The organism is Mesorhizobium sp. ESP7-2 (genome assembly GCF_020164715.1).
GTDB lineage: Bacteria > Pseudomonadota > Alphaproteobacteria > Rhizobiales > Rhizobiaceae > Mesorhizobium.
In genome coordinates this window covers 123,684-147,783 of sequence record NZ_JAIUGQ010000001.1, presented here as the reverse complement: position 1 = coordinate 147,783, position 24,100 = coordinate 123,684, and the positions used below count along the sequence as shown (strand labels likewise).

Sequence of the window (24,100 nt, the reverse complement as noted above, 5' to 3'; positions counted from 1 at the left end):
ACCTACTGCAGTCTTGCGATGACGGCCACCGGGCGATAGCCGTGCCGCTCCAGGAAGAGCCCGAGCCTTGCCGGATCCGGCCGGGAGGGATCGCCATAGTCGCGGGCATGAATACCGCCGGAGACATAGAGAACGTCGAAACCATTGTCGGCCGCGCCCTTGACGTCGGTAAACATGCCGTCGCCGATCGCCAGTATTTGCGGACGCCCAACCGGCCGGCCGAGAATCTCGGCCACCTCCTTCATCGCGACCTCGTAAATCGGCGCATAGGGTTTTCCGGCGATCAGCGTGCGACCGCCGAGCTGCGCGTAGTCACGCGCGAGCGCACCGGCGCACCAGATGATCCGTTCGCCGCGTTCAACCATGATATCGGGATTGGCGCAGATGAACGGCAGGTTCCTGGCACGCAACCGGCGCAGCAGTTCCGTATAGTCCTCGGGTTTTTCGACCTCGTCGTCGAAGAACCCGGTGCACACGACGCCGGCGGCCTCGAATTCCTCGACGAGTTCGACGTCGAGGCCATCATAAAGGGTCAAATCGCGGTCGGCGCCGATGTGGAAGATCTTGCGAGGGCCCTCCGCGATCAGATCGCGTGTCACGTCGCCCGAGGTCACCACGCGGTCGTAGGCTGATGGCGGGACGCCGATCACGCTCATCTGTGCCACGACGTCGGCGCTGCGGCGCGGCGAATTGGTGATCAGAACGACAGGAGTGCCGGCCGCCCTTGCCGCCGCCAGCGCGGCCGCGGCCGCGGGAAAATGCCATTCGCCATTGTGCACCACGCCCCAGACGTCGCAGAGAATTGCCGAATAGGCTTTCGAGACGTCTTCGAGCGAGCCGACGATTTCAGGCGAATCCGCCATGCCGTTTCCTTCAGTATGATCGTTGCGGGTGCGGCGGCCGACGGTTCGCCGCAGCCGGTTCGAATTATCCGAACCGGTCCAAGCTGTCACCAGCTTTCGCCTTGATCGGCACGAATTGCGGCGCAAGCCGCGGCTTTGATTGGTTAGCGGTTGGTGAAGCGCCGACCAAGCAATAGAGCGGTTTCCCAAACCCGTCCTTCAGCGTTTTGTGGAAAGCTGGCGCCGACCGAGAATCCGTCGGCGGGGGCCGCTTCAAGACATGCATGAAATCTGGCGTCAGTTCCGCCGCGACAGGCGCGGCAACTATGCTCTCATGACGGTTGTGGCCATGGTGCCGCTGATGGGCGGCCTAGCGATCGCCGTCGACTTCACGGAAATGAACCGTGAAAAGCAGATGGTGATGAATGCGCTCGACGCCGCCAACTTCGCCACGGCCCGCCGGCTGACGGAAGGTGCGACCGACGACCAGTTGAGAGCCTATGCGCTCGATTTCTTCAACGCCAATTTGAACGATATCGATCCCGCGAGCGCGACGCTCAACGTCACCTTGCCGAGCAACACCAGCGGCGGCGGCCTGCTGACGATGACCGCCCGGCTCAACTACAAACCCTATTTCTACCCCGCCTTCGCCCAACTCGTCGGCAAATCGGCGACCGATGCGAATCAGAGGCTCAGCTTCGACGTCACCTCGCAAGTGCGGCTGAAGAACACGCTGGAAGTTGCCCTGGTGCTCGACAATTCCGGATCGATGACCACGCTCGGCACGGGCTCGGGACAAAAGCGCATCGATCTTCTCAAGACCGCTTCCAAGCAGTTGGTCGACACGCTGGCCCAGCAGGCGATCATGATCAAGCAGGTCGACAAGCCCGTGCAATTCGGCCTCGTGCCTTTTGCCGCCTCGGTCAATGTCGGCCCCGGGAATGGCAATGCGTCGTGGATGGACACAGAGGGGCTGTCGCCGGTGTCGAACGAGAATTTCGACTGGTCGACGCTGAATGCCGCCAACAAATACGCTCAGCAAACCAACGGTATCTGGTACAAGCGCGGCACTGGCTGGGGAACCGGGGAAGGCCAGATGCTGACCCGGTTCTCGCTCTACCGCGACATGCAGGTCGTCACCAATCACGAGCGCGTCGTCAACAGCAAGCGCGTGGTCTGCGACCAATACAATTCGAACAACACCTGCAAAAGCAGCCACAACGAATATGACTATATCGATTCCTACGGTCCGTTCGCCAGTTGGCAAGGCTGCGTCGAGGCCCGGCCCTATCCCTACAATGTCAACGACGCCGCGCCGTCCGGTGGCTCGGCCAACACCGGCATCGGCGTCGGCGATCCGGCAACGATGTTCGTACCCATGTTCGCTCCGGACGAACCCGGCAATCACTGGAAGCTCACCCAGGACCCCGACGAAGCCCCGCCGGCAACTTATGGCGCCGTCAACAGCTGGTGGAACGACGATCCTACGAGCGGCAGCGGCCAATCGCGGCTGCGCAACATGGCCAAGTATTTCCAGCCGCGGCCGATCGATGCGCCTGCGCTGCCGGCCGGCAACGGGCCGAATTACAGCTGCACCACCAACCCGATCACGCCGTTGACCGATGTCAGCGTCGCCGACGGGCTCACCTCGATCAAAGCGGCGATCGACCTGATGCAGCCGAATGGCGGCACCAATGTTCCCGAGGGCATGGCCTGGGGCTGGCGGGTGGTCTCGAGCGGAGAACCGTTCACGCAAGGGCGGCCGGAAACCGAACGAGGTAACGACAAGGTGGTGATCGTGCTGACCGACGGCGCCAACACCTATTACACACCTTCCTCGCTGGGCTACTCGGATCCCGCCAATTCGAAATCGACCTACGCATCCTACGGCTATCTCAACCCAGGATATAACGGCACCTCGGTCGGCCGCCTGTTCATGGGCACATCGAGCGCCATCGGTCGGTTAGACTATTCGAACGGCAACTACACCAACGCGCTCAACGAGCAGATGGCCACGCTTTGCAACAACGCCAAGGCAGCCAACATCATGGTGATGACGGTGGCGCTCGACCTGTCGACGACCAAGGCCAGCGACAAGCTGGCGATCGATGCGCTGAAATCCTGCTCGTCGGAGTCGCGCTTCCGCAAGGATGCGACGGATCCGAGCAAACCGGCGAAGCTGTTCTGGAATGCGACCGGCGCCAGCCTGGCAAACGACTTCAAGGAAATCGGCAACGAACTGTCGAACCTGCGTGTGGTCGGCTAATCTAGAACCGCTCTCTGGCGTAACGCCTAGGCGGCGCCAAGCTCTTGCAGCCACCTGTCGGGACAGGCACAGATTGGCCGCTCGCGAGATCGCGAATCCATCGCGAGATGCTGGGGAACGAACAATGCCCGACACCGCCAACCATCTCGCCTTCGCGCTGGTCTGCCTCGGTATGGTGCTGACGCCGGGCCCCAACATGATCTACCTGATCTCGCGCTCGCTGTCGCAAGGGCCGAAGGCCGGACTGATCTCGCTTGGCGGCGTTGCGGTCGGCTTCCTGTTCTACGTGCTGTCGGCGGCGTTCGGCATAACCGCGCTGCTGCTCGCCGTGCCATTCGCCTACGACGTGTTGCGCTTTGCCGGCGTGCTCTATCTCCTGTGGTTGGCCTGGCAGGCGGTGAAACCCGGCGGACGCTCGCCGTTCCAGGTGCGCGACCTGCCGCAGGACCGGCCGCGCAAGCTGTTCGCCATGGGATTGATGACCAATCTGCTCAATCCCAAGGTGGCCGTTCTCTATCTGTCGCTGCTGCCGCAGTTCATCAGCCCCGGCAAGGGCCATGTCCTGTCACAGCTTCTGGTGCTGGGCGCGACGCAGATCTCGATCAGCCTCAGCGTCAATGCCATCATCGCACTGACGGCCGGCTCGATCGCAACCTTCCTCGCCGGACGACCGCTATGGCTGGTGATCCAGCGCTGGATGATGGGAACCGTGCTGACGGCGCTGGCGCTGAAGATGGCGACCGACGCGCAGCGCTGATTCGTCACATCGGACGGCGCGGAGGCCGGATCTGGGCCGGCTCGACCACCTTGCGGTAGAGATGCCAGGTGGCGTGCCCGAGGATCGGCATGACGACGGCGAGACCGGCAAACAACGGGATAGAGCCGATCACCAGCAGCACCGCGACGATCAGACCCCAGAGCGCCATCTGCAGCGGATTTGTCATGACCGCGCGCGCCGAGGTCTCTATTGCGGAAACGGCGCCGACATCACGATCAAGCAAAAGCGGGAAGGTAACGACCGTGGTCGCCAGCACGACCACCGCGAAGACCAAGCCTGCCGCGTTGCCGAGAAGGATCAGTGTCCAGCCCTTGCTGGTCGTCAGCACATCGCGCAGGAAGGCCCCGATCGAAGCCGGCGGCTCGCCGCCAAAAAGGCTGGTGTAGATCGACTGCGCCGTGAACAGCCACAACAGGAACAGCGCGAACAGCATGATGCCGATGGCTGCTATCGAGGGCAGCGCCGATGAGCGGCGCACATCGAGGGCGTGTCGCCAGTTGGTGTTCATGCCGAGCTCGCGCCGGCGGCTGATCTCATAGAGCCCGATCGCCGCGAAGGGGCCGACAAGGGCAAAGCCCGACATCAAGGGATAGACGAGCTGGATGGCGTTGGAGCCGGACGTCCATTGCGTCAGGATCAGGCCGACGATCGGATAAATCAGGCACAGGAACACGTAATGCGAGGGCTTGGCCCAGAAGTCCTCTGCGCCAAGCCTGAGCGCGTCCCAGAGGTCTGGCGTGGAAATGCGGCGGACCGCAGGTTGCACATGCATTCCGTGCGCGTCCGCCATGACGTGAAAGCCGGCCATAACCTACCTCCGTTTTTTCCGGGGGCGGTCACCGCCTAGGGTGGCCGCCCGTAGCTGCCACTTCAAGAACGCTGGCATCATAGCCGATCTTCCCGGGATTGTCGCCGCGTCTCATTATGCTTGCTGGGCGGCCTTCGTTTGGTCCACCACCGAGTTCACTTAGAATCTCTGCATTTTAGTTATTGCTTAAATTACTCGTAGAGACCCAGGGCTTATCACCTGAGCTTTATAAATCTTGGCGAGGGGCGATGTTCGGATTGAAGGGCTTCTGGTCTTCGGAGCGCGGCAATTTTGCCATGGCGACTGCCGTCGCGATGCTGCCGATAATGGCTGTCGTCGCCGGCACCCTCGATCTGACGGGCACAAGCGACGACGCTGCGCAATTGCAGAACTCGCTGGACGCGGCTGGGCTTGCCGTCGGCACCAAGTACCTGCCCAGCATGAGCGCGACCGATGTCCAGGGACTTGGTCTGACATTCTTTGCAGCCAATATGAGCGTCGCTGACCAACAGGAATATTCAGACAGCGTCTCCGCTTTTTCGGCCACCGCCAGCGGCGACTCGAGTGCCTATTACATCTCGCTTTCGTCAGGCATCAACCGTCCGAGCTTCATCAATGGCGCGGCCCCCTGGCCAGCTCGCCGATCGGCGACGGTCAAGATGCACCCGGGTTCACAGGCCTGCGTGCTGGCGCTCGATCCGCATGCGTCGGCCGCGGTAAGCCTGCAAGGCTCGACCGATGTCGCCATGAGCAACTGCGTGATCGCGGCAAACTCGGACGCGTCCGATGCCGTCAGCAGAGGCGGTTCCGCGCTGGTTTCGGCGGGCTGCGTCTCGACCGTCGGCGGCACTTCCGGGCTTTCACCGCCCAATGCCAATCTCACCTGCGGCGCGCCGCTCGTACATCAATATGCGTCCTTCGACCCCCTGGCGGACATCGTCCCTCCCCCTTACACGTTCTGCATGCAGGTGCCGAACGGAAAAACATACACGCTATCGCCCGGCACCTATTGCGACAAGACATTGTCGGGAAACATCACTCTCAACCCGGGCGTCTACATCTTGCGCGGCGTCACCTTGAAGCCGGGAGGTAACGGCAGCCTGAGCGGCCAGGGCGTGACCATATTCCTCGTGGAGGGGGCACAGATCTATATAAATGCCAATGAAAAGGTGAACCTTTCCCCGCCAACCAGCGGGCCTTACGCCGGCATCACCATCTACCAGAGCCGCGGGAACACATCGGCCTTGACACTGAATGGCGGCGCAAATTCCGTGATCAGCGGATTCGTCTATGCGCCTGACGCGGCCGTTTCGTTCGCCGGCAACTCGGATATGAGTGGTCAGGGCGACTGCCTGAGGCTTGTTGGCTTGACAGTGCAGATGACAGGCAACTCATCCATCAAGACCGACTGCACGGCCGTATTCGGAAATCGCGATATGTACGCCAGCCGCCTCGTCACGCTTGTGAAATAAGCGGAAAACCGCCATTCGACTTTCAGATTTTCATCACCCTGCCCGGCAAAAGCCATGATCGCGACTATCTCAGGCCGGCATGACCACTTCGAGAATCGATTGCGACCGGATCGCGAACTTGAACAGGCGCACATGGCTCAAGGCGGCTGGCCTCGCGGCCTTGCTCGGGCTTGCCGCCTGCGGCACCGTCTCGGTGCCGACCGGGCAAGGCGGCGGGGTTTCTTCCTCGGCAACCGGCACGCTGGCGGGCCTGCGCACCTCGGCTGGGCTCGGTCCATTGGTCGCCGATACACAGTTGGAGCAAGCGGCACTCCAGCAGGCCGGCTATATGGCGCAGCGTGAAAACATGAGCCACACGACCGGCTGGGGCAAGGATTTCGCCTCGCGGATGAAGGACAATGGCGTACACGGTGCCGCGGCCGAGAACATCGCGGCCGGCCGCTTCGACCAACAGAAGCTGTTCGACATCTGGATGCATTCGCAGGGACACCGGCGCAACATACTCGATCCGGACTTCAGCCGCTTCGGGCTTGCCTATGTCCGTGACGGCCGCGATCCCAACCTGCGCTACTGGTCGCTGGTTCTCGGCAGGTAGCGGAGATATCGCCGGCAGGCAGCGGACATCCCCTGACGAGCAGCCGCTACATCAGTCCATATGGGCGGCGGGCGCGCCGCCGCCGGCCGGACTGGCTTTCGGCTTGCGCAACAGGAACACAAACGGGATGGCGACCAGCGTCATCACCATCAGTATTTTGAAGTCGTCGACGTAGGAGATCATCATCGCCTGGAGATTGACTATGCGATCGACCTGCGACAGCGCCGTCGGATCGCCGCCGGCGGCGGCCGGCGAGACCGCCCAGAGATTGGGATTGAACGGATTGATGAAGGCTGAGAGCTCGGCGTGATTGACCTGCGTGTTACGCACCAGCAGCACCGTCACGACCGATACGCCGATCGATGAGCCAAGATTGCGCACCAGGCTGAACAACGAGGTTGCATCGGTGCGGTAACGGGCGTCGAGCGTGGCGAAGGCAACCGTAGACAGCGGCACGAACACCATTCCCATGCCCAGGCCCTGGATCACACCGGAGCTGAGGATCAGCCAGTTGTCCATCTGCGGGGTGAAGCTGGCCATGGTGTAGAGCGACTGCGCGGTCAGAAGGAAACCGATGACGACGAGGATCCTGGCATCGATCTTGCCCATGATGCGCCCGACGACGAGCATCGAAATCATGGTGCCGACGCCACGCGGCCCGATCACGATGCCGATAGTGACGGTCGGATAGCCGAAGATGGTCGACAGCATCGGCGGCAGCAGCGACATCGAGGCCAGGATCAGCACGCCCATGACGAAGATGAACGCCAGCCCGGTCACGAAATTGCGATCGAGGAAAATCTTCGGATCGATGAAGGGATGTTCCGATGTCACCGTGTGAATGATGAACACCCAGAAGCCGGTGATCGAAAGGCCAAGTTCGATCCAGATCTCGATCGAGGAAAACCAGTCGACCTCGCCACCGCGATCGAGCATCAGCTGGAGAGCGCCGACGCCGAGCGATATCATGGCAAAGCCGAAGAAATCGAAGCTGCGCACCCGCCGGGCAACGGCCGGCAGATAGGCGGCCATGCCAAGGAAGGCGAGGATGCCGACCGGCAGGTTGATGAAGAACACCCAGCGCCAGTTGAAATTCTCGGTCAGCCAGCCGCCAAGCGTGGGGCCGAGGATCGGTCCCAGCATGATGCCGGCGCCCCATATGGCCATTGCCTGGCCATGGCGCTCCTTGGGGTTGATGTCGAGCAGGAAGGTCTGCGACAGCGGCACGATCGCGGCGCCGAACACACCTTGCATCAGCCGGAAGAGCACGATCGTTTCCAGGCTCCACGCCAGGCCGCACAACATCGAGAAGATGGTGAAGCCGACCACCGCCGTCAGGAACAGTTCCTTGCGGCCGAAACGGTCGGCGAGCCAGCCGGTGACAGGCGTCATGATGGCGGCGGCGACGATGTAGGAGGTCAGCACCCAGTTGATGTTGTCGGGCGAGGCGCCGAGATCGCCGGTCATGGTCGGCAGCGCGACGTTGGCGATCGTGGTGTCGAGCGCCTGCATGATGGTCGCCAGCATTAGCGCGACCGTGATCAGGCCACGATGCGGCACTTCTTTGAACGGTTCGGACGTGCTCATGGCGCAGAACTTCCAGAAGGTAACAGAAACGTGTACACCGGGTTTCCGGGCGGCAAAGCCTTCCGTCGAGAGACCTTCGTCGCGGTGGGACGCGACTATCGATGTGGGGGTTACATCGACTGAAAGTCTCTGACGAGCGGATGCATGCCGCCCGGAAACCAGAGGACCGACGGGTCCGTATCGAAGATTTCAGATCTTGGGCAGCCACGCGGCCCGACCCAAATACTGATCCTACCCACCGCTCCCATCAGACCAATCCTGTAACTCGCCTCCACCCGCCTGGTCCCGGCGGGCTTCCGCTGACTTACTGCGCGGGCTCGCCGGCCGTGGCGTGGCCGAAGATCGACGGCCAGCCACGCGCCACGCCCGTATCGACAGTAACCGAAGCGCTCATGCCGGTACGCAGCGCCATCTTGGCGTCGGCATCGGTCAGTTCCAGGCGTACCGGAATGCGCTGGGTCACCTTGACCCAATTGCCCGTGGCGTTCTGGGCGGGCAGCAGCGAGAAGTCCGCGCCGGTGCCGGCACCGATAGCCTTGACAGTCGCCTCGAAGGTCCTGCCCGGATAGGTGTCGACCACGATCTCCGCCTTCTGACCAGGCTTCATGTTGGTGAGTTGGGTTTCCTTGAAATTGGCGTCGATCCAGGTGTCGCCGGTTTCGACCAGCGCAAACAACGGTGTGCCGGAGCCGACATACTGGCCGACCTTGAAGGACGCGGCTTGATAGACAAGACCATCGGCAGGCGCCTTCACCGTGGTCTGCGCCAGGTCATAGGCAGCCTTGTCGCGCGCGGCGAGCGCCGACATCACGGTCGGATGCTTGTCTGTCTCGATATCGGGATTGCCGCCGAGCGCCGCCTTGGCGCTGACGATGCCCTGTTCGGCAACGGCGAGCTGCTGTTTTGCCTTGTCGAGATCATTCCTGGCCTGATCCAGCGAGGACTTGGCGTTGATGCCCTTCTGCGCGAGATCGGCGGCACGGTCATATTGCGACTGCGCATACGCAACTTCGCTGCTGGCGGATTTCTCCTGCGCCATCGCCTGGCTGTAAGCGGCGCGCAGCTGCTCGACATTGAGGCGCGCGGCAGCCACCGCGGCGTCAGCCTGTGCAAGCGCGATCCGGTAGGGCTCGGGGTCGATGGCGAACAGGAGATCGCCCTGCTTCACCGTCTGATTGTCCGATATGGCGACCTGAACGATACGGCCGGCCGTGTCAGAGGCGATCGATACCTTGGCCTGCTGCAGATTGGCGTTTTCCGTTTCCTGGTAGCGCCCGCCCGTCACCCAGACATAGCCGCCGCCGATGATCAATGCCGCCGGTAAGGCAAACATCAGGAAGAAGCGGCCGATGCGGCGCTTCTTCTTCGGCGCCGCGACCGGCTGCACGGGAGGAGTGACCGCGACAGGGGCGGCAGCCGGCTGGGCCGGCGCTTCCATCTCCACCTTGGGAGCGTTTTCTTCAACCTTGGCTACCGCGTTCATGCTGCCGCACCTTCCGAACTCTTGATCTTTTCAAGCGACGAAGCTTCGCTGTCCGTCAGATTCTGTACCATTACATCCAGCGCCCGGATCAGGACGCGCCGGTCTTCCGGCGAAACGCCGCTGAGCGATTCCTCATAGACCTCGCCAGCAAGGCTCTTGACGTCCGCATAGGCCGCATTCGCCTTCTCGGTTGGGAAGATCATCCGCACGCGCCGGTCGGCCGCGTCGGAGCGGCGTTCGATCCAGCCGCCCTCCTCCATCCGGTCGACCAGGCGTGAGACGCTGATCGGCTCGATTTCGAGCAGTTCGGCGAGCCGCGCCTGTGCAACGCCCGCCTCCTTGGCAACGCGGACCAGAAGCCGCCACTGCGCCGAGGACAGGCCGAGCCCACTGGCGCGCGCCTCGAAGCGCTTGCGCATCAGGCGCTGCACGTCGTGGATCAAAAATCCCAGTCTGTCGATGCCATCTGAAACCATGAGCGATACATATAATAAGCGTGCTTACTAATCAAGATACCACATCGCCACGAAAGCCGGAAAAATGCGCATGGCAGGTCTGCAACGCGATCCTGGTTAGCGACAGGTGAACGCCCTTCCCATGCGAAACGCGCGGACGCCGTCTTCAAAGGCGGTTTCGAACAACCATGGTGACGACGAAGAACGCGCCGAGCGAGCTGGTGATGATGCCGATCGGCAGTTCCTGCGGCGGCAGCAAGGTCCGGGCCAGAAGATCGCTTGCCAGCAGGAGCACCGCCCCGAAAACCGCGCAACTTGCGATCAGGCGCAGATGCAAGGGACCGGCCAGTGGCCGCGACAGATGCGGGATCATCAATCCGACAAAGCCGATGACGCCGGCGACCGAGACGAGGATTGCCGTCGAGAAAGCCGCCACGAGAAATGTCGTCCTGCGCATGCGGGCCACCGGCACGCCGAGACTTTCGGCGGCGCTTTCGCCGGCCAGGAAAGCGTCCAGCTTGCGGTGGTTCCACAGTCCGTAGGCCGCGATCGTGCCAGCGCCCACCGCGCCCAGCCACACATTGTCCCAGCGCGCCAGCCCGAGCCCGCCCATGGTCCAGAACAGCACCGAATGGGCCGCGCGCTGGTCGCCGGCAAAAACCAGATAGTTGGTCAAGGCCGTGAACATGAAAGAGACGGCAAGGCCGGCGAGGATCAGCCGTTCGGGACCTTGCCCCCTCACCCGCGCCACCAGCAAAAGCACGATGGAGGCGGCGAGTATGCCGCCGGTGAACGCAGCCACAGGCAAGGTCCAGATGCCGAAGCTGTCACCAAAGACGGTGATGACGGAAACCGCGCCGGCAGCGGCCCCCGACGACAGGCCGAACAGGAAAGGGTCGGCAAGGTCGTTGCGGGTCACCGTCTGCAAAAGCGCGCCGACGATACCCAGCCCGCCGCCGACACAGATCGCCAGGATCGTGCGCGGCAGCCGCAAGTCGACGACGATCTTGCCGACCGGGCCCGATATCCCGGGCTCATCCAGCCCGATGGCACGGCCAAGGGCGGCGACGACATCGGTTAGAGGTATCAGCGTCGAGCCGTAAGCGATCGACAGCAGCGCGAGAGCGACGAGCGCCACCGCGCCCGCCGTCATGGCCAGCGTGAAGGCCTTGTGCCCTGAAAGCGCGCCGGATTTGTGCTCTCGGGCAAGACCCATCAGAACGCTTCCGGATGCATCGCCCTGGCGATCTTGCCGATGGCTTCGATGTTCGCCGGTCCTGGCGTCAGTTCGGCATAGCGAAGCGCCACGAAGCGCTCGTTCCTGACCGCGTCCGTCTCCTTCATCGCCGGGTGCGCCTTCAGGAAATCGAGCAGTTTCCTGTAACCGCCGCCGTCCTGATAATCGAGCAGGATGAGGAATTGCGGATTGCGCGCCGCCACCGTTTCCCAATCCGTGTTGCCCCAGCTAGTATCCATGTCGGCCATGATGTTGTCGCCGCCGGCTGCCGATATCATGGCGCTGGGGATGGCGAACTTTCCCGCGGTAAACGGCTTGTCCTCGCCGGAATCGTACAGGAACACGCGTGTTCCCTTGGCGCTGCCGACCTTGGCGATGATATCGGCGAGTTGCGCCTTCCAGCCGGCGACAAGCTTTTCCGCTTCCGCCTCCTTGCCGAAGACCTTGCCCAGCTTTTCGACGTCGCCATAGAGCAGGTCCATGGAGGCGGCCGGGCGGCTCTTGTCGAGATGGACGCAGCTTTCGGTCAGCACCAGCGTCTTGATGCCGTGCGGTGCGAGCGTGTCGGGGGTCACCTCGCCGCCGGGCTTCATGCCGTAGTACCAGCCGGCGAAGAAGAAGTCGGGCTCGACGGCGATGAGATTCTCCAGCGTCGGATATTTCGGCGCCAGTTCGGGAATGGAGCCCTGCTCAGCCTTGAATTCGGGGGCGACCTTGTACCATCCGGTGATACCGGTCAGGCCGACGATAGATGGCTGCAGCTTCAGCGCGAAGGCCATCTCGGCCATGTTGAGATCATGGATGACGGCGCGCTTCGGCGGCGCGTCGAAGGTCAGCGGCTTGCCGCAGCTGTCGACGGTGACGGGGAAGGCAAAGGCCGTCGAGGCCAGCAGCGAGACGACGAGGGACAAGGCGAGGCGTTTCACGGACTTTGCTCCTTGGTTGAACGTGTCGGATAAGGATGGATTTGATCAGGACGGCGGTGCGGCGCGGTTCGGAAGGTCGAACACCGTCAGTTCGCGGTCCTCGGTGGGATGGCGCAGGCGAAACACGTCGACGCCGAAAATCTCGCGGATCAGCTGCTGCGTCAGCGCCTCGTGCGGCGGCGCCAGCGCCTGCAGCCGGGCCTCGTTCATCACCGCGACCCTGGTGGCGAAGGGTGCCACCAGCGTCAGATCGTGCAGCACCGCGATCACCGTCATGCCGAAGCCGGCCACCAGTTCGAGCAATTCCGCACGGGCGCGCGGGTCGAGGTGGTTGGTCGGCTCGTCGAGGAACAGGATTTTGGGCTCCTGCGCGATGGCACGTGCAAGCTGGGCGCGCTGGCGTTCGCCACCAGACAGCGAGCCGATGGTCCGGCCGAGCAGCGGCAACAGGCCGGTCCGGCGCAGCGCGTCCACGACAATGTCGCGTTCCTCGCCGCGGCGCCTCAGGCCGGCATGCGGGACGCGGCCAAGCTCGACATAATCGATCACCGCCAGCCGTGGGTCCGGCTGGTCGGCCTGGCCCACGACGGCGATATGCAGGGCCCGTTCGGCGGGCGAAATCCCATCCAGGCGCCGCCCGCCGAGCTTCACCTCTCCGAAGCTCGGCCTGAGCATGCCGGACAACATGCGCAGTAGCGTGGTCTTGCCGGCGCCGTTGGGACCAATGATGGCGAGGCGGTCACCTGATGTCACCGACAGGCTGACGGCATGGACCAGATGCCGGCCATTCGCCGTCGCGCCCAGGTCGCGCGCATCGAGAAGCGGCGTTGTCATCGATTGCCATTCGCCAGCTTGCCGGCTCCCGGGATGCGGGCCAGCGTCTTGCCGGCCAGGCGCGGCGGACGTTGTCCGGAATTGCACCAGCCGTCGGGAAGCGAAGCGTAAAGCCTGGCAAACCGCACGAGATCGGCAGCGTCGGCCTGCGCGTCGATCGACCCGAAGAGATAGGCTGCCTTGCCTGGCGCCTGGAAAGCCACCGCCAGGGGACGCGCGCAACCCGCCATGCAAGTCACGCCCTCGACCGTGAAACCATGCGCCACGTCGGGCTGGGCCGAGAGGCGGGAGCGCAACTCGGCGCACAAACCTTCGCCCGACCTGACGCCGGTCGGCACGTCGCGGCAAAGAGTGCACACGATGATCTGGTGCATGGAGCCGGGGTGAATACGATCGATTGCGCCGTCCAACTTCCCGTCACTTTCAAAACTGGCGACGGAAGGATGTTGGTCGACCGGCCGACAAGACCGATGTCCACGTTTCCTCCCGGCACACCCCGTCCGGTCAACTCGGTGATGGCAGGTCTCCTGGCTCACGGGTCTCTGCGCAATCCTGCCTTCCCAGCCTTGCCGGCCAGTGGCGTTCCGGATCTTGCTCACCGCTTACAGTTGCGGGGGCAGCCGCGGCCTCGACCCCATGAGGTCTCACCGCGTTCCCTTTTCACCCCTCGCCTTTCGGCTCGGGGACCATCACGAGTCGCAGCCTAGGCCGCGCGCGACGGCGAGGCAAGGCGATTGCTTCGTTTTGTTATAACAGAACAGACCTGAGTGCAAGCCTGTCGTCGACTTTGCGTCCGACCGCCTGACAGCCGTTGCCGTTTTTTCATCGGCGCACGATCGACACGATCTGGAACGGCTGGCTTCCCGCCTCCGGCCATGAAATCGCCTACGCGCCGGAATTCGAGCGCTATAGGCCCGAATTCGATGGCCGCACCGGTAATGGCGGGCTGGAGATCTGGGTGCCGGTCAAGGCATGACGCGCCGCTACAGCTCCAGATCCCAGTTCTGTCCGACCAGATCCTTGCCGAAGGAATGGTGAGGCTCTTCCTCGATCAGCTTGAAACCGGCCGCCTGGTAGATGTGCCGGGCCGCGGTCAGAATGTCGTTGGTCCATAGGGTCAGCGTCTTGTAGCCCCTGGCGCGGGCGAAGCCGATGCATTCCTCGACCAGGCGCTTGCCGATGCCGAGGCCGCGCGCCGAAGGTTCGACATAGAGCAGCCGCAGCTTGGCCACCTGATCCGACTTGCGCACGACGAAGACCGAGCCGACGACCTCACCTTCCCGCTCGGCGATCCAGCCGCGCTCCCATTTCGGATCGAAATTCTTGACGAACTCGCCGAGGATCTCAGCCACCAGCGCCTCGTAGGTTTCGTCCCAACCATAGTCCTGGGCGTAGAGCATGCCCTGGCGGCGCGTGACCCAGCCGATGTCGCCAACCTGCAGCGGCCGCAGGATGTAAGGCACCTTGGGTTCGGGTCTGTCGCCGAGCAGGTCCTGGACGATGCGCATGGCCTTGACCAGCCGATCCTGATCGACGGGCGCCAGGCGATCGAGTAGCGCGCGCACCTGGTCGTGCGAATCCTGGTTGAGCGGCGCGAAGGCTTGCCTGCCCGCCGGCGTCAGCGCGATCGAGGCGCGGCGCGCGTCCGCCTCGGTGGCTTCGCGCTCGACCAGACCGCGCTCCTCGAATTTTTTGAGCAAACGGCTGACATAGCCGGGGTCAAGGCCGAGATCGCGCACCAGGTCGCTGGCGACGAGCCCGTCGCGATGGGCAAGCTCATAGAGCACCCGCGCCTCGGTAAGCGAAAAGGTGCTTTTCAGCCAGCCTTCGTCGAGCACACCGATCTGGCGGGTGTAGAAGCGGTTGAAGGCGCGCATCGCGTCGATGCGTTCCTTGCCGGGATGGTCGTGGATCGTCATGGGGATTCCTCCTGTCCTGGACAGGATCAGTCATTTAGTTGACTGAGTCAATAAAATCGTTTGCAATGAGGCGCCTCACAACTTCGTCATTCTTGTGCGGAGCCGGGAGCGCAGTGACGCGCGCAGACCCTGGAATGACGACATCGCAGATGCAGGCGCCAATGGCGACGCCGAGACGACAGCCATCACCCCATCGGCAGCACCGGCCAGCGGTCGACGATCCTGCCACCGGAAAGCACCGCGATCGGCCCGAGCTGCTGCAGCACGGCTTCGCTCTGCGTCGGCCGCAGGAATGCGTAGTCGCCCGGCCTGACGACGGCCTCGGCGGGCAGGGACATGAATTGCTGGTTGGAGGACAGGCCAAGCAGACCGTTCGTCTCCATGCCTTCGGGAAACACCGGTTCGGCCATCCATTTGCCGCTATAGAGATAGCAGCCCTTGCGCGGAAACCGGCCGAGCGCCTGGAGCAGACGCGAGACCGCAGGCGGGCCGGGCAGCATCGGCTCGACCACTTTCAGAATTGGCGTCGCGATGAAGGCGGCCGGCTGGAAGCCACCGAGACCGGGCGTGTCGAAATCGCGGGGCAGCACGAAGGCCGAGCCCATCGACACTTCGTTGGCGGTGCCGTCATGATGAAGCAGCGCGGTCTTGCTGCCGCCGATATTCAAGATATGGCGCTGGTTCATGCCGAGGCGCGCCACGAAAGCGGCGGCCCGTTCCGAGGCTTGCGCCAACGCCTTGGCAGGTCCGCCGAACAGGCCGGGTATGTGCGGCGCATGCGCCTCATAGGCCATGACGCCTTCGCAGCGCAGCCCCTTGTGAGCCGGCAGTGCCGTCAGAGCCTGCGACAAAGCCTCCGGATCGGCGAAGCCGCCACGATGCAGTCCGACATCGATTTCGAAAGCGATGCGCAGCTCGACGCCGAGCTCGGCCGCGAGCGCGCCATACTCCGCCAGCCTCTCCTGTGTATCGATCAGCCAGCATACCCGCGACCAGGCCGCATCGCCTCTGGAAAGCACCGCCCTTGCCGCCCCGACCGGCATCGGTTTGCCGTAGAGGAGATCCGCATCCGGAAACGCGTTCAACACCGCCTCGCTGATCGGCGGATGGAAGGTCATGAAGCGTTGGGTTCCAAGCGCCTTGCCGATATGGGAGAGCAGCGGCAGGCAAGCGAGCGACTTGTCGACCAGCCGTACGGCAAGGCTGGCATCAAGCCTCTCTTTCACCAGGGCGATGTTGCCATCCAGCCGATCGCGGTCGAGCAGCAGGCAGGGTTGGAAGATGCCCGCCTGCTTCAGCGCATCCGAAAGCGTGGCGAAATACGCCGTCATCGTTAGATACCAAAAGGACTGGGTTCGATGCCGAACAGGTCGGCCATGTAGGGCGAGACGAAGCGGTTTTGCGGATCGATGTCGCGGCGCACCGCCATCGCATCGTTCCAGCGCGGATAGAGCTTTTTCAGATCGGCAGCTTTCAGGCTGTGCATCTTGCCCCAGTGCGGCCTGCCGCCATATCTGCGGAAGATCGGCTCGGCCGCACGCATGAACGGCAACGGATCGTTCGCCGCATCGTGGTGGATGGCGATCGAACAGGTGAGCCTTTTATGAAAGGGCGAGAGCCAGAATTCGTCCGATGCCACCGACCGCACTTCCATCGGGAAATAGACCTCCGGAAAATGCTTTTCCGTCAGTTCGATGATTTCGGCCAGCACCTTCGGCCCCTCCTCGAAGGGAAGGTGATATTCCATTTCGTTGAACCTGGTCTGCCGGTCGCTGGCGTAGACGTTGAGCCAGTCCTGCACATAGTCCTCGGCCGGCACCTTGGCGACGGCGCCGCGGATCAACCTGCGGCGCAGCGACGGCAGCCAGGCAAGCCCGGTGCGCAAGCGGCGCAACGTGCGCAAGGAGCCCTCGTCGTCGTCGGTCGGGCGCATCGTCGTGGCTTCGGTGCTGAAGTCGCTGGCGATGAACTGCGCGTAGCCGGAGAAGGGAATGTAATAGAATTCGGCCGACCGGTGCGCGGCCATCATCGTTTCGAAATCGCGCAGCATGTCGCCTATCGGCAGCACCCATTTGCGGCGCCGCAGCCGGTAGCTCGCGATGTTGTTCAGCGTCACTTCGCTGAGCACACCGAAGGCACCGAGGGCGACGCCGATGGCATGGATCGTCTCCTGGTCCCCTTCCCGCTTGAATTCGCGGACCTTGCCGAGCCCGTCGACGATCCGCACCGTTTCCAGCTGCGTGTGGTAGGCGCCGAGCGTCGGCCCCGAACCATGGGTAGCCGTGCCCAGCGCGCCGCCTATCGCCTGGCGGTCGATGTCGCCCATGTTGGGCAGGCCCTGGCCGATGCCCTGCAGGATGCGCATGAGCGAACCAAGCCGCGTCCCTGCCCGTACGCGCGCCTGATTTCTTTTCGCGTCATGCGAGACCAGCCCTTCCAGCTTCTCCAGCGACAGGATGGTGCCTTGCGACTTCACCAATGGCGTGAAGGAGTGACCGGCGCCGACGACGCGGACCGGGCCGGGTGCGGTGCGAATGAGGTCGCCGAGTTCGCCGGCATCGGCGGGGCGGGCAAGCAGCCGCGGCTCGGCCGTGACAAAGCCCGACCAGTTGCTCCAGTTGTTCGACATGGTGCTCACGCAACAACCCGGCGACGCCGTACGACGAGTACAAACAGGCCGAGCAACGCCACGCTGGCGACAGCGCTTGCGGCGGCGAATTCCGGCACCGGGCGAAAATCCTTGCCGTCGATGAGCAGCGACGCGGCGACCGGCCCGATCGCCAGGCCGAAAAGCTGGGCGGCCGGCACCAGCAGCACGGCGGTGCGCCTTTCGTCGGCGGTGATCGCCAGCCGGATCTGGTAGGGCACGATGAACAGCAGGATAAAACCCATGACCAGGGCGGCGACCCAGAATGTCGTGAGGCCAGGTCCGCTGGCAAGGACGAGCGAGGCGACAAGCGCGACGATACCGATCGCCGCGATGGCGAGGCGATAGTCGATGCGCGCCTCGAACACGGTCGCCGTCATCGCGCCCAGCACCTGCACGGCGAGGCTGGCCGAGACGATCAGCCCGACGGTGCGGCCGTCGATGCCGAATTGCGCGCCGAGCGGCTCCAGAAAGGCCCAGACCGCGCCGAAGAACATGAAGTAGCAGAAAACCGACAACAGCGCGGTGATCGAAGGAACCGTCAGCACATTGGCGAGGTTTTCTTCCTTCGGCAGGTCGGCATAATCGGCGGGGACCGCGAAGGCGACCACCAGCGACGCCACACAGACGACGGCAAGAACGAGGAAGCCCCCCGCCGATCCGGCGGCGGGGATGACATAGAGCGCCAGCAGCAGCGCAAGGGCGCATTGCGCCAGCGTCTGAATGGTGACGAAATAGCCGCCGATGCGTTCGGCGCGCCGCGAGCGGGCGATCAGTTCGGTGGCGATCGCGACGAGGCCGCCTTCGGCAAGGCCGGCCAGCGCGCGCGCCGCCATCAGCGTGCTGGCGCCGGCGGCATAGGCGGTCCACACATTGGCCAGCGCCAGCAGCAGCAGGAGGACCGCGCTTTTCCAGCGCATCTTGTGGGCGGAGAGCAGCATCGCAACGATCGCCGAGCCGATCGCGATGGCGATCATCTCGGCGGTGGCGACCAGTGCCAGTTCGTCGCCGCTGACATGGCCCTCGGTGTAGAGGGCTCCGAGCAGGACGGGCTGCAGGCCGAGGATGAGCAGGCCGACCGACCCGATCCACAAGGCCGACGCAAGCTGTCCGCCGGTCGGGTTGCCAACCAGCCAGTCGCCATCGCCCTGAAGACTGGTGCTTGTCGAAGTCAAAGGCGCCCTCCCAACGTCCTTGCCGCGCGGCAGAAATGCTGACACTCTGTCAGCATTTCAGAAACTGATACTTGATCATATTTCATGTCAACCGGAATTTGAGAACCCGTGCGAAAGATCGGTGCATGACGCAAGCAAGTCGAACGGCCACCGAGCCGAGGCGCAGACCCAAGCAGGAGCGCAGCCGCGAGCGCATCGACGCTATCCTGTCGACCACCATGCGGCTGATCGGCGAGAAGGGCATCGACGCCGTCACCATGAAGGAGGTCGGCATGCTGGCGGGCGGACCGATCGCCACCGTCTACCATTACTTCCCCAACAAGTCGGCGATCCTGGCAATGCTCTATGAGCGGTTTTCCGAGGTCAGCCGGGCGCGATTGACGGCGATTATCGCCGATGTCAGAGAAGCCAGGGACATCATCGCCGCGGCCGACCGGCTGCTTGACGACTATTTCGGCCGTGTCGCCGGCGATCCGGCCATCCAGGATCTGCAGAACGCCATCCAGGCCGACAAGGCACTCAAGAATCTCGACATCGCCGAAACCCGGCATCAAGCCAAGATGTTCTGCGACCATGTCATTGCCTTGCTCGAGCCGGACAAGCACGAGCAGTTCGAACGCATGGTTGTGCTGATCTTCCAGCTCGCCGGCGGCGTCGTGCGCCTGGCGCTTGCGCAGAGCGACGCGGAAAGCCGCCGGACCATCGAGGATTACCGCGCGATCATCCACACCCAGTTGCGGTTGTTCCTCTGACCAATGCCGGCTGGAGACTATCTCGCCCGGCGGATGAGGCCTTCGAAACCGTCGGCCAGATTGGCGTTGCCGGCGGCGAGAAAGGCGGAAAGATTGCGGGCACCGCCTGGTGTCTTATTGGCGTCAAGCAGCACCGCCCTGCCCTCATGCATGACAAAATCGAACTTGCCATAGTCAAAGCCAAGCTCGCGCCTCAGCGCACGAAGCTCCTCGGGAACCGGAACCGGCTCACGACGGATCGTGTCGTCGCCTTTGACCAGGCTTTGCGACGAAACATGGCGGGTGCAGCGCTCGCGCTCCCCGCAAAATATCCAGAAGCGGGCGCCAAAGCCGTCCGGTTCCGGCTCGGGAATGAATTTTTCGACGACGAGATCCCCGCGGTCGAACACCGCAGGCGCAACATCCGAAAGGGACGTACAGACGCGGTAGCCCTCGATAAGCTCGGCACCGGGAAATGGCTCCGGCTTTCCGGCACGTCGCGATCGCCGGTTAAGCGACTGTTCCCGCATTCCCAGATTGTTGAGATTGCTCTTGACGATGACCGGACCTGGCCAGTCGTCGTCCCTGCCGATGACGGCGCCGCTGATTAGGCGCTTGGAGATGTCGGCTGCCCCGATGTTCAGGCAGAACGGAAAAGCGCGCGCGTATTCGACATATTCGGGCGGCGTCACGGTCGCATCGACATGCAGCACCGCTATGTCTGCTTCGGGCTTCGCCGACGTTCCTGAGAGTATGCGGACGGAATGGCCGCGCCGCTTCAGTTCTTCCAGCGGATCAAAGAGCATGTAGGGACTGTCGCGGCGCAACAGCGGGCCACGCCGGCGTTCGAACCTGTCGAACTCATGCGTAATAACCGCGATGCGTGTCATGTGCCCCCCGCACTTGGTTTCATTAGCGTCTTCGATTATGCGTCTGAACACAATGCTGGTTGGGGCCAGGGATGACCGACCATTGGAATGCCATTCGACGGCACTGGGAGTTGCTCGGGCCACCGCTGCGGCCGCCTGGCGAAGCTGTGGAAACCTACCAGCGCGAACTCTACCTTTCGGAGGCACATGTCGTTCTGCTCGGCGTGACGCCGGAACTCGCCGGGCTCGGCGCGACCATGATGGCCGTCGATGAATCCTCCGACATGATCGCCGGAATCTGGCCAGGTGATACAGCGTCGCGAAAGGCCATCAACTGCGACTGGCTCGACCTACCGGTTTCGCGCGCAAGCGTCGATGCGGTGATCGGCGACGGCTGCCTGTCGGCGCTAGGCTTTTCAGCCGTGCGCGAGGCGCTGTTCGCGGCGATTGCCAGCGTGCTGCATTCTGACGGGCGCGCGGGCCTGCGCATCTTTGCCCGTCCCGAGACACCGGACGATCCGGCAGCGGTGCAAGCGCTTGCGCTTTCTGGCGGTGTCTCCACTTTCCACGAGCTCAAATGGCGCGTCGCCATGGCCGCGACGGGCCCCGCTCCCGACCATGCAATTCCAGTAAAGACGATCGCGGAAAGGTTCGATGCACTGTTCCCTGATCGCCTGGAACTCTCGGCGCGTACGGGCTGGGAATTGCCGGTCATCGCCACTATCGATGTCTATCGGAACTCGCCGGCCATCTACAGTTTTGCGCCGCCCATGGCACTCATCAGCGAGGCGGAAGCGTTCTTCAGTAACGTCCGCATTGTTCCAACCGGCAGCTACGGGCTCGCCGAGCGATGCCCGCTTTTGGTACTGCGGTCGCCGAGGCGCTGAACGACCTAGCGAAATTCTTTCGCTTTTGCGGCCAGTAACCGCCACATTCTCCGCGACGATGCAGCGCATGAAAATTTCCTACGACCGCCTCCTGTGGCGCGCCTTGACTCTCGCAGATCGTCGGCCTATTTCAGCGCCACGTTAGCACTCGCCATTGGTGAGTGCTAACTATGTGTCCGGCGCCGCCGGACGGAGGAACTGTTTCTCACCGTTCTCATCGAGGAAGAAAAAATGGCAAAGTCGAAGTTCCGCCCGCTTCATGACCGCGTGGTCGTTCGCCGGGTCGAATCCGAATCCAAGACCGCCGGCGGGATCATCATCCCGGACACGGCAAAGGAAAAGCCGCAGGAAGGCGAGATCATCGCCGTCGGCTCCGGCGCCCGCGACGAAGCTGGCAAGCTGGTCCCGCTGGACGTCAAGGCCGGCGACCGCATCCTGTTCGGCAAGTGGTCGGGCACCGAAGTCAAGCTCAATGGCGAAGACCTTCTGATCATGAAGGAATCCGACATCATGGGCATCATCGGCTGATCATCGGCCTCACCTTCAACTTGAATTTTTCAGGCTCTATCCGAGCCCCTGCCAGGAGCTAAAACATGGCTGCCAAAGACGTAAAATTCTCCCGTGACGCCCGCGAGCGCATGCTGCGCGGCGTCAACATCCTCGCCGACGCGGTGAAGGTCACGCTCGGTCCCAAGGGCCGCAACGTCGTCATCGACAAGTCGTTCGGCGCCCCGCGCATCACCAAGGACGGCGTCACCGTCGCCAAGGAAATCGAGCTTGAAGACAAGTTCGAGAACATGGGCGCGCAGATGGTCCGCGAAGTTGCTTCGAAGACCAACGACATCGCCGGCGACGGCACCACGACCGCGACCGTTCTGGCGCAGTCGATCGTCCAGGAAGGCCACAAGTCGGTTGCCGCCGGCATGAACCCGATGGACCTGAAGCGCGGCATCGATCTGGCCGTCACCGAGGTGGTCGCCGCTCTCGGCAAGGCCGCCAAGAAGATCAAGACCTCCGAGGAAGTCGCCCAGGTCGGCACGATCTCGGCCAATGGCGACGAGTCGGTCGGCAAGATGATCGCGGAAGCGATGCAGAAGGTCGGCAATGAAGGCGTCATCACGGTCGAGGAAGCCAAGACCGCCGAGACCGAACTCGAAGTCGTCGAAGGCATGCAGTTCGACCGCGGCTACCTCTCGCCCTACTTCGTGACCAACGCCGACAAGATGGTTGCCGAACTGGAGGACGTCTACATCCTCCTGCACGAGAAGAAGCTCTCCAACCTGCAGGCCATGCTGCCGGTCCTCGAAGCAGTCGTGCAGACCTCGAAGCCGCTGCTCATCATCTCGGAAGACGTCGAAGGCGAGGCCCTGGCCACGCTGGTCGTCAACAAGCTGCGTGGCGGCCTCAAGATCGCCGCCGTCAAGGCGCCGGGCTTCGGTGATCGCCGCAAGGCCATGCTGGAAGACATCGCCATCCTGACCGGTGGCCAGGTCATCTCGGAAGACCTCGGCATCAAGCTCGAGAACGTCGGCCTCAACATGCTCGGCCGCGCCAAGAAGGTGTCGATCTCCAAGGAGAACACCACCATCGTCGACGGCGCGGGCAAGAAGGCAGAGATCCAGGGCCGCGTCGCCCAGATCAAGCAGCAGATCGAGGAGACCACCTCGGACTACGACAAGGAGAAGCTGCAGGAACGTCTGGCGAAGCTCGCCGGCGGCGTTGCCGTGATCCGCGTCGGCGGTGCGACGGAAGTCGAAGTCAAGGAAAAGAAGGACCGCGTCGATGACGCCCTCAACGCGACCCGCGCGGCCGTGGAAGAAGGCATCGTTGCAGGCGGTGGCGTTGCCCTGCTGCGCGCTTCGGCCAACATCAAGGCTGCCGGCGCCAATGCCGACCAGGCCGCTGGCATCAACATCGTTCGTCGTGCGCTGCAGGCTCCGGCCCGCCAGATCGCGGCCAACGCCGGTGCGGAAGCATCGATCGTTGCCGGCAAGATCCTCGAGAACAAGGGCGCGACCTTCGGCTACAACGCCCAGACCGGCGAATATGGCGACATGATCGTCATGGGTATCGTCGATCCGGTCAAGGTCGTGCGCACGGCCCTCCAGGACGCGGCCTCGGTCGCCGGCCTGCTCGTCACCACCGAAGCCATGATCGCCGAAGCTCCGAAGAAGGACTCTGGCGCCGGCGGCATGCCTGGCGGCATGGGCGGCGGCGGCATGGGCGGCATGGGCGGCATGGACTTCTAAGAAGTCCATAAAGCACGCCCATCAACTCACATTGCTCAAGCCCGCAAGCGGGCTTGAGTGGCGGTATGGACTTCTAATCCAGCCATCCTCGCAATATTATCGAAAGGGCGGCCGAAAGGTCGCCCTTTTTCGTTGTCTCGGTTCGAAGGCTTGAGCGCCTGGCAATCCGCCCTTGATGGGCAACGCTGCCGTGCCGCTCCAACCGACTGCCTAAACTTTGTGCAATTCTTCAATTAAATCAGCACTTTGATCAAACGCCCCTGATCATTGTGCGATTTGTCGGACAAGAATTTTTAAGACATTCACGCCTACTAATCGGCACAGTTGAGCTCCTCGCGCG

The 24,100-nt window shown here is 63.1% G+C and carries 22 protein-coding genes, 1 pseudogene and 1 riboswitch; of the genes and pseudogenes, 9 read left to right on the top strand and 14 right to left on the bottom strand.

Annotated elements, in window-relative coordinates; genetic code table 11:
* Positions 1 to 2: 2 nt before the first annotated feature.
* Positions 3 to 863, bottom strand: coding sequence for a TIGR01459 family HAD-type hydrolase (locus LB543_RS00800; RefSeq protein WP_224590426.1), 861 nt, complete (start codon positions 861 to 863; stop codon positions 3 to 5).
* Between the two features lie 259 nt (positions 864 to 1,122).
* On the opposite strand from LB543_RS00800, the gene LB543_RS00795 reads away from it, so the two are divergent.
* Positions 1,123 to 3,108 (top strand): TadE/TadG family type IV pilus assembly protein, encoded by a 1,986-nt coding sequence (locus LB543_RS00795; protein WP_224612206.1) that lies wholly within the window; start codon positions 1,123 to 1,125, stop codon positions 3,106 to 3,108.
* A 124-nt stretch (positions 3,109 to 3,232) separates the two neighbouring features.
* On the top strand, positions 3,233 to 3,865 hold the full coding sequence (locus LB543_RS00790; protein ID WP_140755657.1) for a LysE family translocator: 633 nt from the start codon (positions 3,233 to 3,235) through the stop codon (positions 3,863 to 3,865).
* Positions 3,866 to 3,869: 4 nt separating this feature from the next.
* Here the strand turns inward: LB543_RS00790 and LB543_RS00785 are convergent, their stop codons facing one another.
* Positions 3,870 to 4,694: a DUF2189 domain-containing protein gene (locus LB543_RS00785; protein WP_224590430.1), complete on the bottom strand. Its 825-nt coding sequence runs from the start codon at positions 4,692 to 4,694 to the stop codon at positions 3,870 to 3,872.
* A gap of 248 nt (positions 4,695 to 4,942) precedes the next feature.
* Between LB543_RS00785 and LB543_RS00780 the strand changes: the two genes are divergently transcribed.
* Positions 4,943 to 6,166: a TadE/TadG family type IV pilus assembly protein gene (locus LB543_RS00780; RefSeq protein ID WP_140755661.1), complete on the top strand. Its 1,224-nt coding sequence runs from the start codon at positions 4,943 to 4,945 to the stop codon at positions 6,164 to 6,166.
* A gap of 79 nt (positions 6,167 to 6,245) precedes the next feature.
* Positions 6,246 to 6,761, top strand: a complete 516-nt coding sequence (locus LB543_RS00775; protein WP_140755663.1) for a CAP domain-containing protein — start codon at positions 6,246 to 6,248, stop codon at positions 6,759 to 6,761.
* 51 nt (positions 6,762 to 6,812) lie between these two features.
* Here the strand turns inward: LB543_RS00775 and LB543_RS00770 are convergent, their stop codons facing one another.
* The 7 genes from LB543_RS00770 to LB543_RS00740 all read right to left on the bottom strand — a co-directional run bounded on the left by LB543_RS00770 (position 6,813) and on the right by LB543_RS00740 (position 13,693).
* Positions 6,813 to 8,348, bottom strand: coding sequence for a DHA2 family efflux MFS transporter permease subunit (locus LB543_RS00770; protein WP_140755665.1), 1,536 nt, complete (start codon positions 8,346 to 8,348; stop codon positions 6,813 to 6,815).
* A gap of 304 nt (positions 8,349 to 8,652) precedes the next feature.
* Positions 8,653 to 9,831 carry an HlyD family secretion protein gene (locus LB543_RS00765; protein ID WP_140755667.1) on the bottom strand — a complete coding sequence of 393 codons (1,179 nt, stop codon included), beginning with the start codon at positions 9,829 to 9,831 and terminating at the stop codon, positions 8,653 to 8,655.
* Positions 9,828 to 10,307 (bottom strand): MarR family winged helix-turn-helix transcriptional regulator, encoded by a 480-nt coding sequence (locus LB543_RS00760; protein ID WP_140755669.1) that lies wholly within the window; start codon positions 10,305 to 10,307, stop codon positions 9,828 to 9,830. Before LB543_RS00760 ends, LB543_RS00765 begins: the two co-directional genes overlap by 4 nt.
* A gap of 145 nt (positions 10,308 to 10,452) precedes the next feature.
* The gene (locus tag LB543_RS00755) at positions 10,453 to 11,502 is read right to left on the bottom strand and encodes a FecCD family ABC transporter permease (protein WP_224612204.1); all 1,050 of its coding nucleotides are present in this window, start codon (positions 11,500 to 11,502) and stop codon (positions 10,453 to 10,455) included.
* Positions 11,502 to 12,449: an ABC transporter substrate-binding protein gene (locus tag LB543_RS00750; protein ID WP_140755671.1), complete on the bottom strand. Its 948-nt coding sequence runs from the start codon at positions 12,447 to 12,449 to the stop codon at positions 11,502 to 11,504. Before LB543_RS00750 ends, LB543_RS00755 begins: the two co-directional genes overlap by 1 nt.
* Positions 12,450 to 12,494: 45 nt before the next feature.
* Positions 12,495 to 13,283, bottom strand: coding sequence for an ABC transporter ATP-binding protein (locus LB543_RS00745; protein ID WP_224612202.1), 789 nt, complete (start codon positions 13,281 to 13,283; stop codon positions 12,495 to 12,497).
* On the bottom strand, positions 13,280 to 13,693 hold the full coding sequence (locus LB543_RS00740; RefSeq protein WP_224612191.1) for a DUF1636 family protein: 414 nt from the start codon (positions 13,691 to 13,693) through the stop codon (positions 13,280 to 13,282). Before LB543_RS00740 ends, LB543_RS00745 begins: the two co-directional genes overlap by 4 nt.
* 89 nt (positions 13,694 to 13,782) lie before the next feature.
* Positions 13,783 to 13,989: riboswitch (cobalamin riboswitch) on the bottom strand.
* Positions 13,990 to 14,109: 120 nt separating this feature from the next.
* On the opposite strand from LB543_RS00740, the pseudogene LB543_RS00735 reads away from it, so the two are divergent.
* Positions 14,110 to 14,259, top strand: a pseudogene (locus LB543_RS00735) (GyrI-like domain-containing protein); the annotation flags it as partial.
* Positions 14,260 to 14,266: 7 nt separating this feature from the next.
* Here the strand turns inward: LB543_RS00735 and LB543_RS00730 are convergent.
* From LB543_RS00730 to LB543_RS00715, 4 genes are all read right to left on the bottom strand, one after another.
* Positions 14,267 to 15,202, bottom strand: coding sequence for a helix-turn-helix domain-containing GNAT family N-acetyltransferase (locus tag LB543_RS00730; protein ID WP_224612189.1), 936 nt, complete (start codon positions 15,200 to 15,202; stop codon positions 14,267 to 14,269).
* Positions 15,203 to 15,387: 185 nt separating this feature from the next.
* The gene (locus LB543_RS00725) at positions 15,388 to 16,533 is read right to left on the bottom strand and encodes a DSD1 family PLP-dependent enzyme (protein ID WP_224612187.1); all 1,146 of its coding nucleotides are present in this window, start codon (positions 16,531 to 16,533) and stop codon (positions 15,388 to 15,390) included.
* Positions 16,534 to 16,535: 2 nt separating this feature from the next.
* A complete protein-coding gene (locus LB543_RS00720; protein WP_224612847.1) occupies positions 16,536 to 17,831 on the bottom strand; it encodes a D-arabinono-1,4-lactone oxidase in 1,296 nt (431 codons plus the stop codon).
* A 5-nt stretch (positions 17,832 to 17,836) separates the two neighbouring features.
* Positions 17,837 to 19,024, bottom strand: coding sequence for an MFS transporter (locus tag LB543_RS00715; protein WP_224612186.1), 1,188 nt, complete (start codon positions 19,022 to 19,024; stop codon positions 17,837 to 17,839).
* Positions 19,025 to 19,149: 125 nt separating this feature from the next.
* Here LB543_RS00715 and LB543_RS00710 point away from each other — a divergent pair, with 125 nt between their 5' ends.
* Positions 19,150 to 19,776, top strand: a complete 627-nt coding sequence (locus LB543_RS00710) for a TetR family transcriptional regulator (RefSeq protein ID WP_224612175.1) — start codon at positions 19,150 to 19,152, stop codon at positions 19,774 to 19,776.
* A 17-nt stretch (positions 19,777 to 19,793) separates the two neighbouring features.
* Here the strand turns inward: LB543_RS00710 and LB543_RS00705 are convergent, their stop codons facing one another.
* The gene (locus LB543_RS00705) at positions 19,794 to 20,645 is read right to left on the bottom strand and encodes a hypothetical protein (RefSeq protein WP_224612173.1); all 852 of its coding nucleotides are present in this window, start codon (positions 20,643 to 20,645) and stop codon (positions 19,794 to 19,796) included.
* 71 nt (positions 20,646 to 20,716) lie between these two features.
* On the opposite strand from LB543_RS00705, the gene LB543_RS00700 reads away from it, so the two are divergent.
* From LB543_RS00700 to groL, 3 genes are all read left to right on the top strand, one after another.
* The gene (locus LB543_RS00700) at positions 20,717 to 21,511 is read left to right on the top strand and encodes a class I SAM-dependent methyltransferase (RefSeq protein WP_224612171.1); all 795 of its coding nucleotides are present in this window, start codon (positions 20,717 to 20,719) and stop codon (positions 21,509 to 21,511) included.
* 231 nt (positions 21,512 to 21,742) lie between these two features.
* Positions 21,743 to 22,039, top strand: coding sequence for a co-chaperone GroES (groES, locus tag LB543_RS00695; protein WP_006203049.1), 297 nt, complete (start codon positions 21,743 to 21,745; stop codon positions 22,037 to 22,039).
* Between the two features lie 65 nt (positions 22,040 to 22,104).
* Positions 22,105 to 23,760, top strand: a complete 1,656-nt coding sequence (groL, locus tag LB543_RS00690) for a chaperonin GroEL (protein WP_224612170.1) — start codon at positions 22,105 to 22,107, stop codon at positions 23,758 to 23,760.
* Positions 23,761 to 24,100 lie beyond the last annotated feature (340 nt).

Bases quoted from the DNA above. Each gene is read 5' to 3' on its own strand.
- LB543_RS00800 (WP_224590426.1), bottom strand. From the start codon at position 863: ATGGCGGATTCGCCTGAAATCGTCGGCTCGCTCGAAGACGTCTCGAAA.
- LB543_RS00795 (WP_224612206.1), top strand. From the start codon at position 1,123: ATGCATGAAATCTGGCGTCAGTTCCGCCGCGACAGGCGCGGCAACTAT.
- LB543_RS00790 (WP_140755657.1), top strand. From the start codon at position 3,233: ATGCCCGACACCGCCAACCATCTCGCCTTCGCGCTGGTCTGCCTCGGT.
- LB543_RS00785 (WP_224590430.1), bottom strand. From the start codon at position 4,694: ATGGCCGGCTTTCACGTCATGGCGGACGCGCACGGAATGCATGTGCAA.
- LB543_RS00780 (WP_140755661.1), top strand. From the start codon at position 4,943: ATGTTCGGATTGAAGGGCTTCTGGTCTTCGGAGCGCGGCAATTTTGCC.
- LB543_RS00775 (WP_140755663.1), top strand. From the start codon at position 6,246: ATGACCACTTCGAGAATCGATTGCGACCGGATCGCGAACTTGAACAGG.
- LB543_RS00770 (WP_140755665.1), bottom strand. From the start codon at position 8,348: ATGAGCACGTCCGAACCGTTCAAAGAAGTGCCGCATCGTGGCCTGATC.
- LB543_RS00765 (WP_140755667.1), bottom strand. From the start codon at position 9,831: ATGAACGCGGTAGCCAAGGTTGAAGAAAACGCTCCCAAGGTGGAGATG.
- LB543_RS00760 (WP_140755669.1), bottom strand. From the start codon at position 10,307: ATGGTTTCAGATGGCATCGACAGACTGGGATTTTTGATCCACGACGTG.
- LB543_RS00755 (WP_224612204.1), bottom strand. From the start codon at position 11,502: ATGGGTCTTGCCCGAGAGCACAAATCCGGCGCGCTTTCAGGGCACAAG.
- LB543_RS00745 (WP_224612202.1), bottom strand. From the start codon at position 13,283: ATGACAACGCCGCTTCTCGATGCGCGCGACCTGGGCGCGACGGCGAAT.
- LB543_RS00730 (WP_224612189.1), bottom strand. From the start codon at position 15,202: ATGACGATCCACGACCATCCCGGCAAGGAACGCATCGACGCGATGCGC.
- LB543_RS00725 (WP_224612187.1), bottom strand. From the start codon at position 16,533: ATGACGGCGTATTTCGCCACGCTTTCGGATGCGCTGAAGCAGGCGGGC.
- LB543_RS00720 (WP_224612847.1), bottom strand. From the start codon at position 17,831: ATGTCGAACAACTGGAGCAACTGGTCGGGCTTTGTCACGGCCGAGCCG.
- LB543_RS00710 (WP_224612175.1), top strand. From the start codon at position 19,150: ATGACGCAAGCAAGTCGAACGGCCACCGAGCCGAGGCGCAGACCCAAG.
- LB543_RS00705 (WP_224612173.1), bottom strand. From the start codon at position 20,645: ATGACACGCATCGCGGTTATTACGCATGAGTTCGACAGGTTCGAACGC.
- LB543_RS00700 (WP_224612171.1), top strand. From the start codon at position 20,717: ATGACCGACCATTGGAATGCCATTCGACGGCACTGGGAGTTGCTCGGG.
- groES (WP_006203049.1), top strand. From the start codon at position 21,743: ATGGCAAAGTCGAAGTTCCGCCCGCTTCATGACCGCGTGGTCGTTCGC.
- groL (WP_224612170.1), top strand. From the start codon at position 22,105: ATGGCTGCCAAAGACGTAAAATTCTCCCGTGACGCCCGCGAGCGCATG.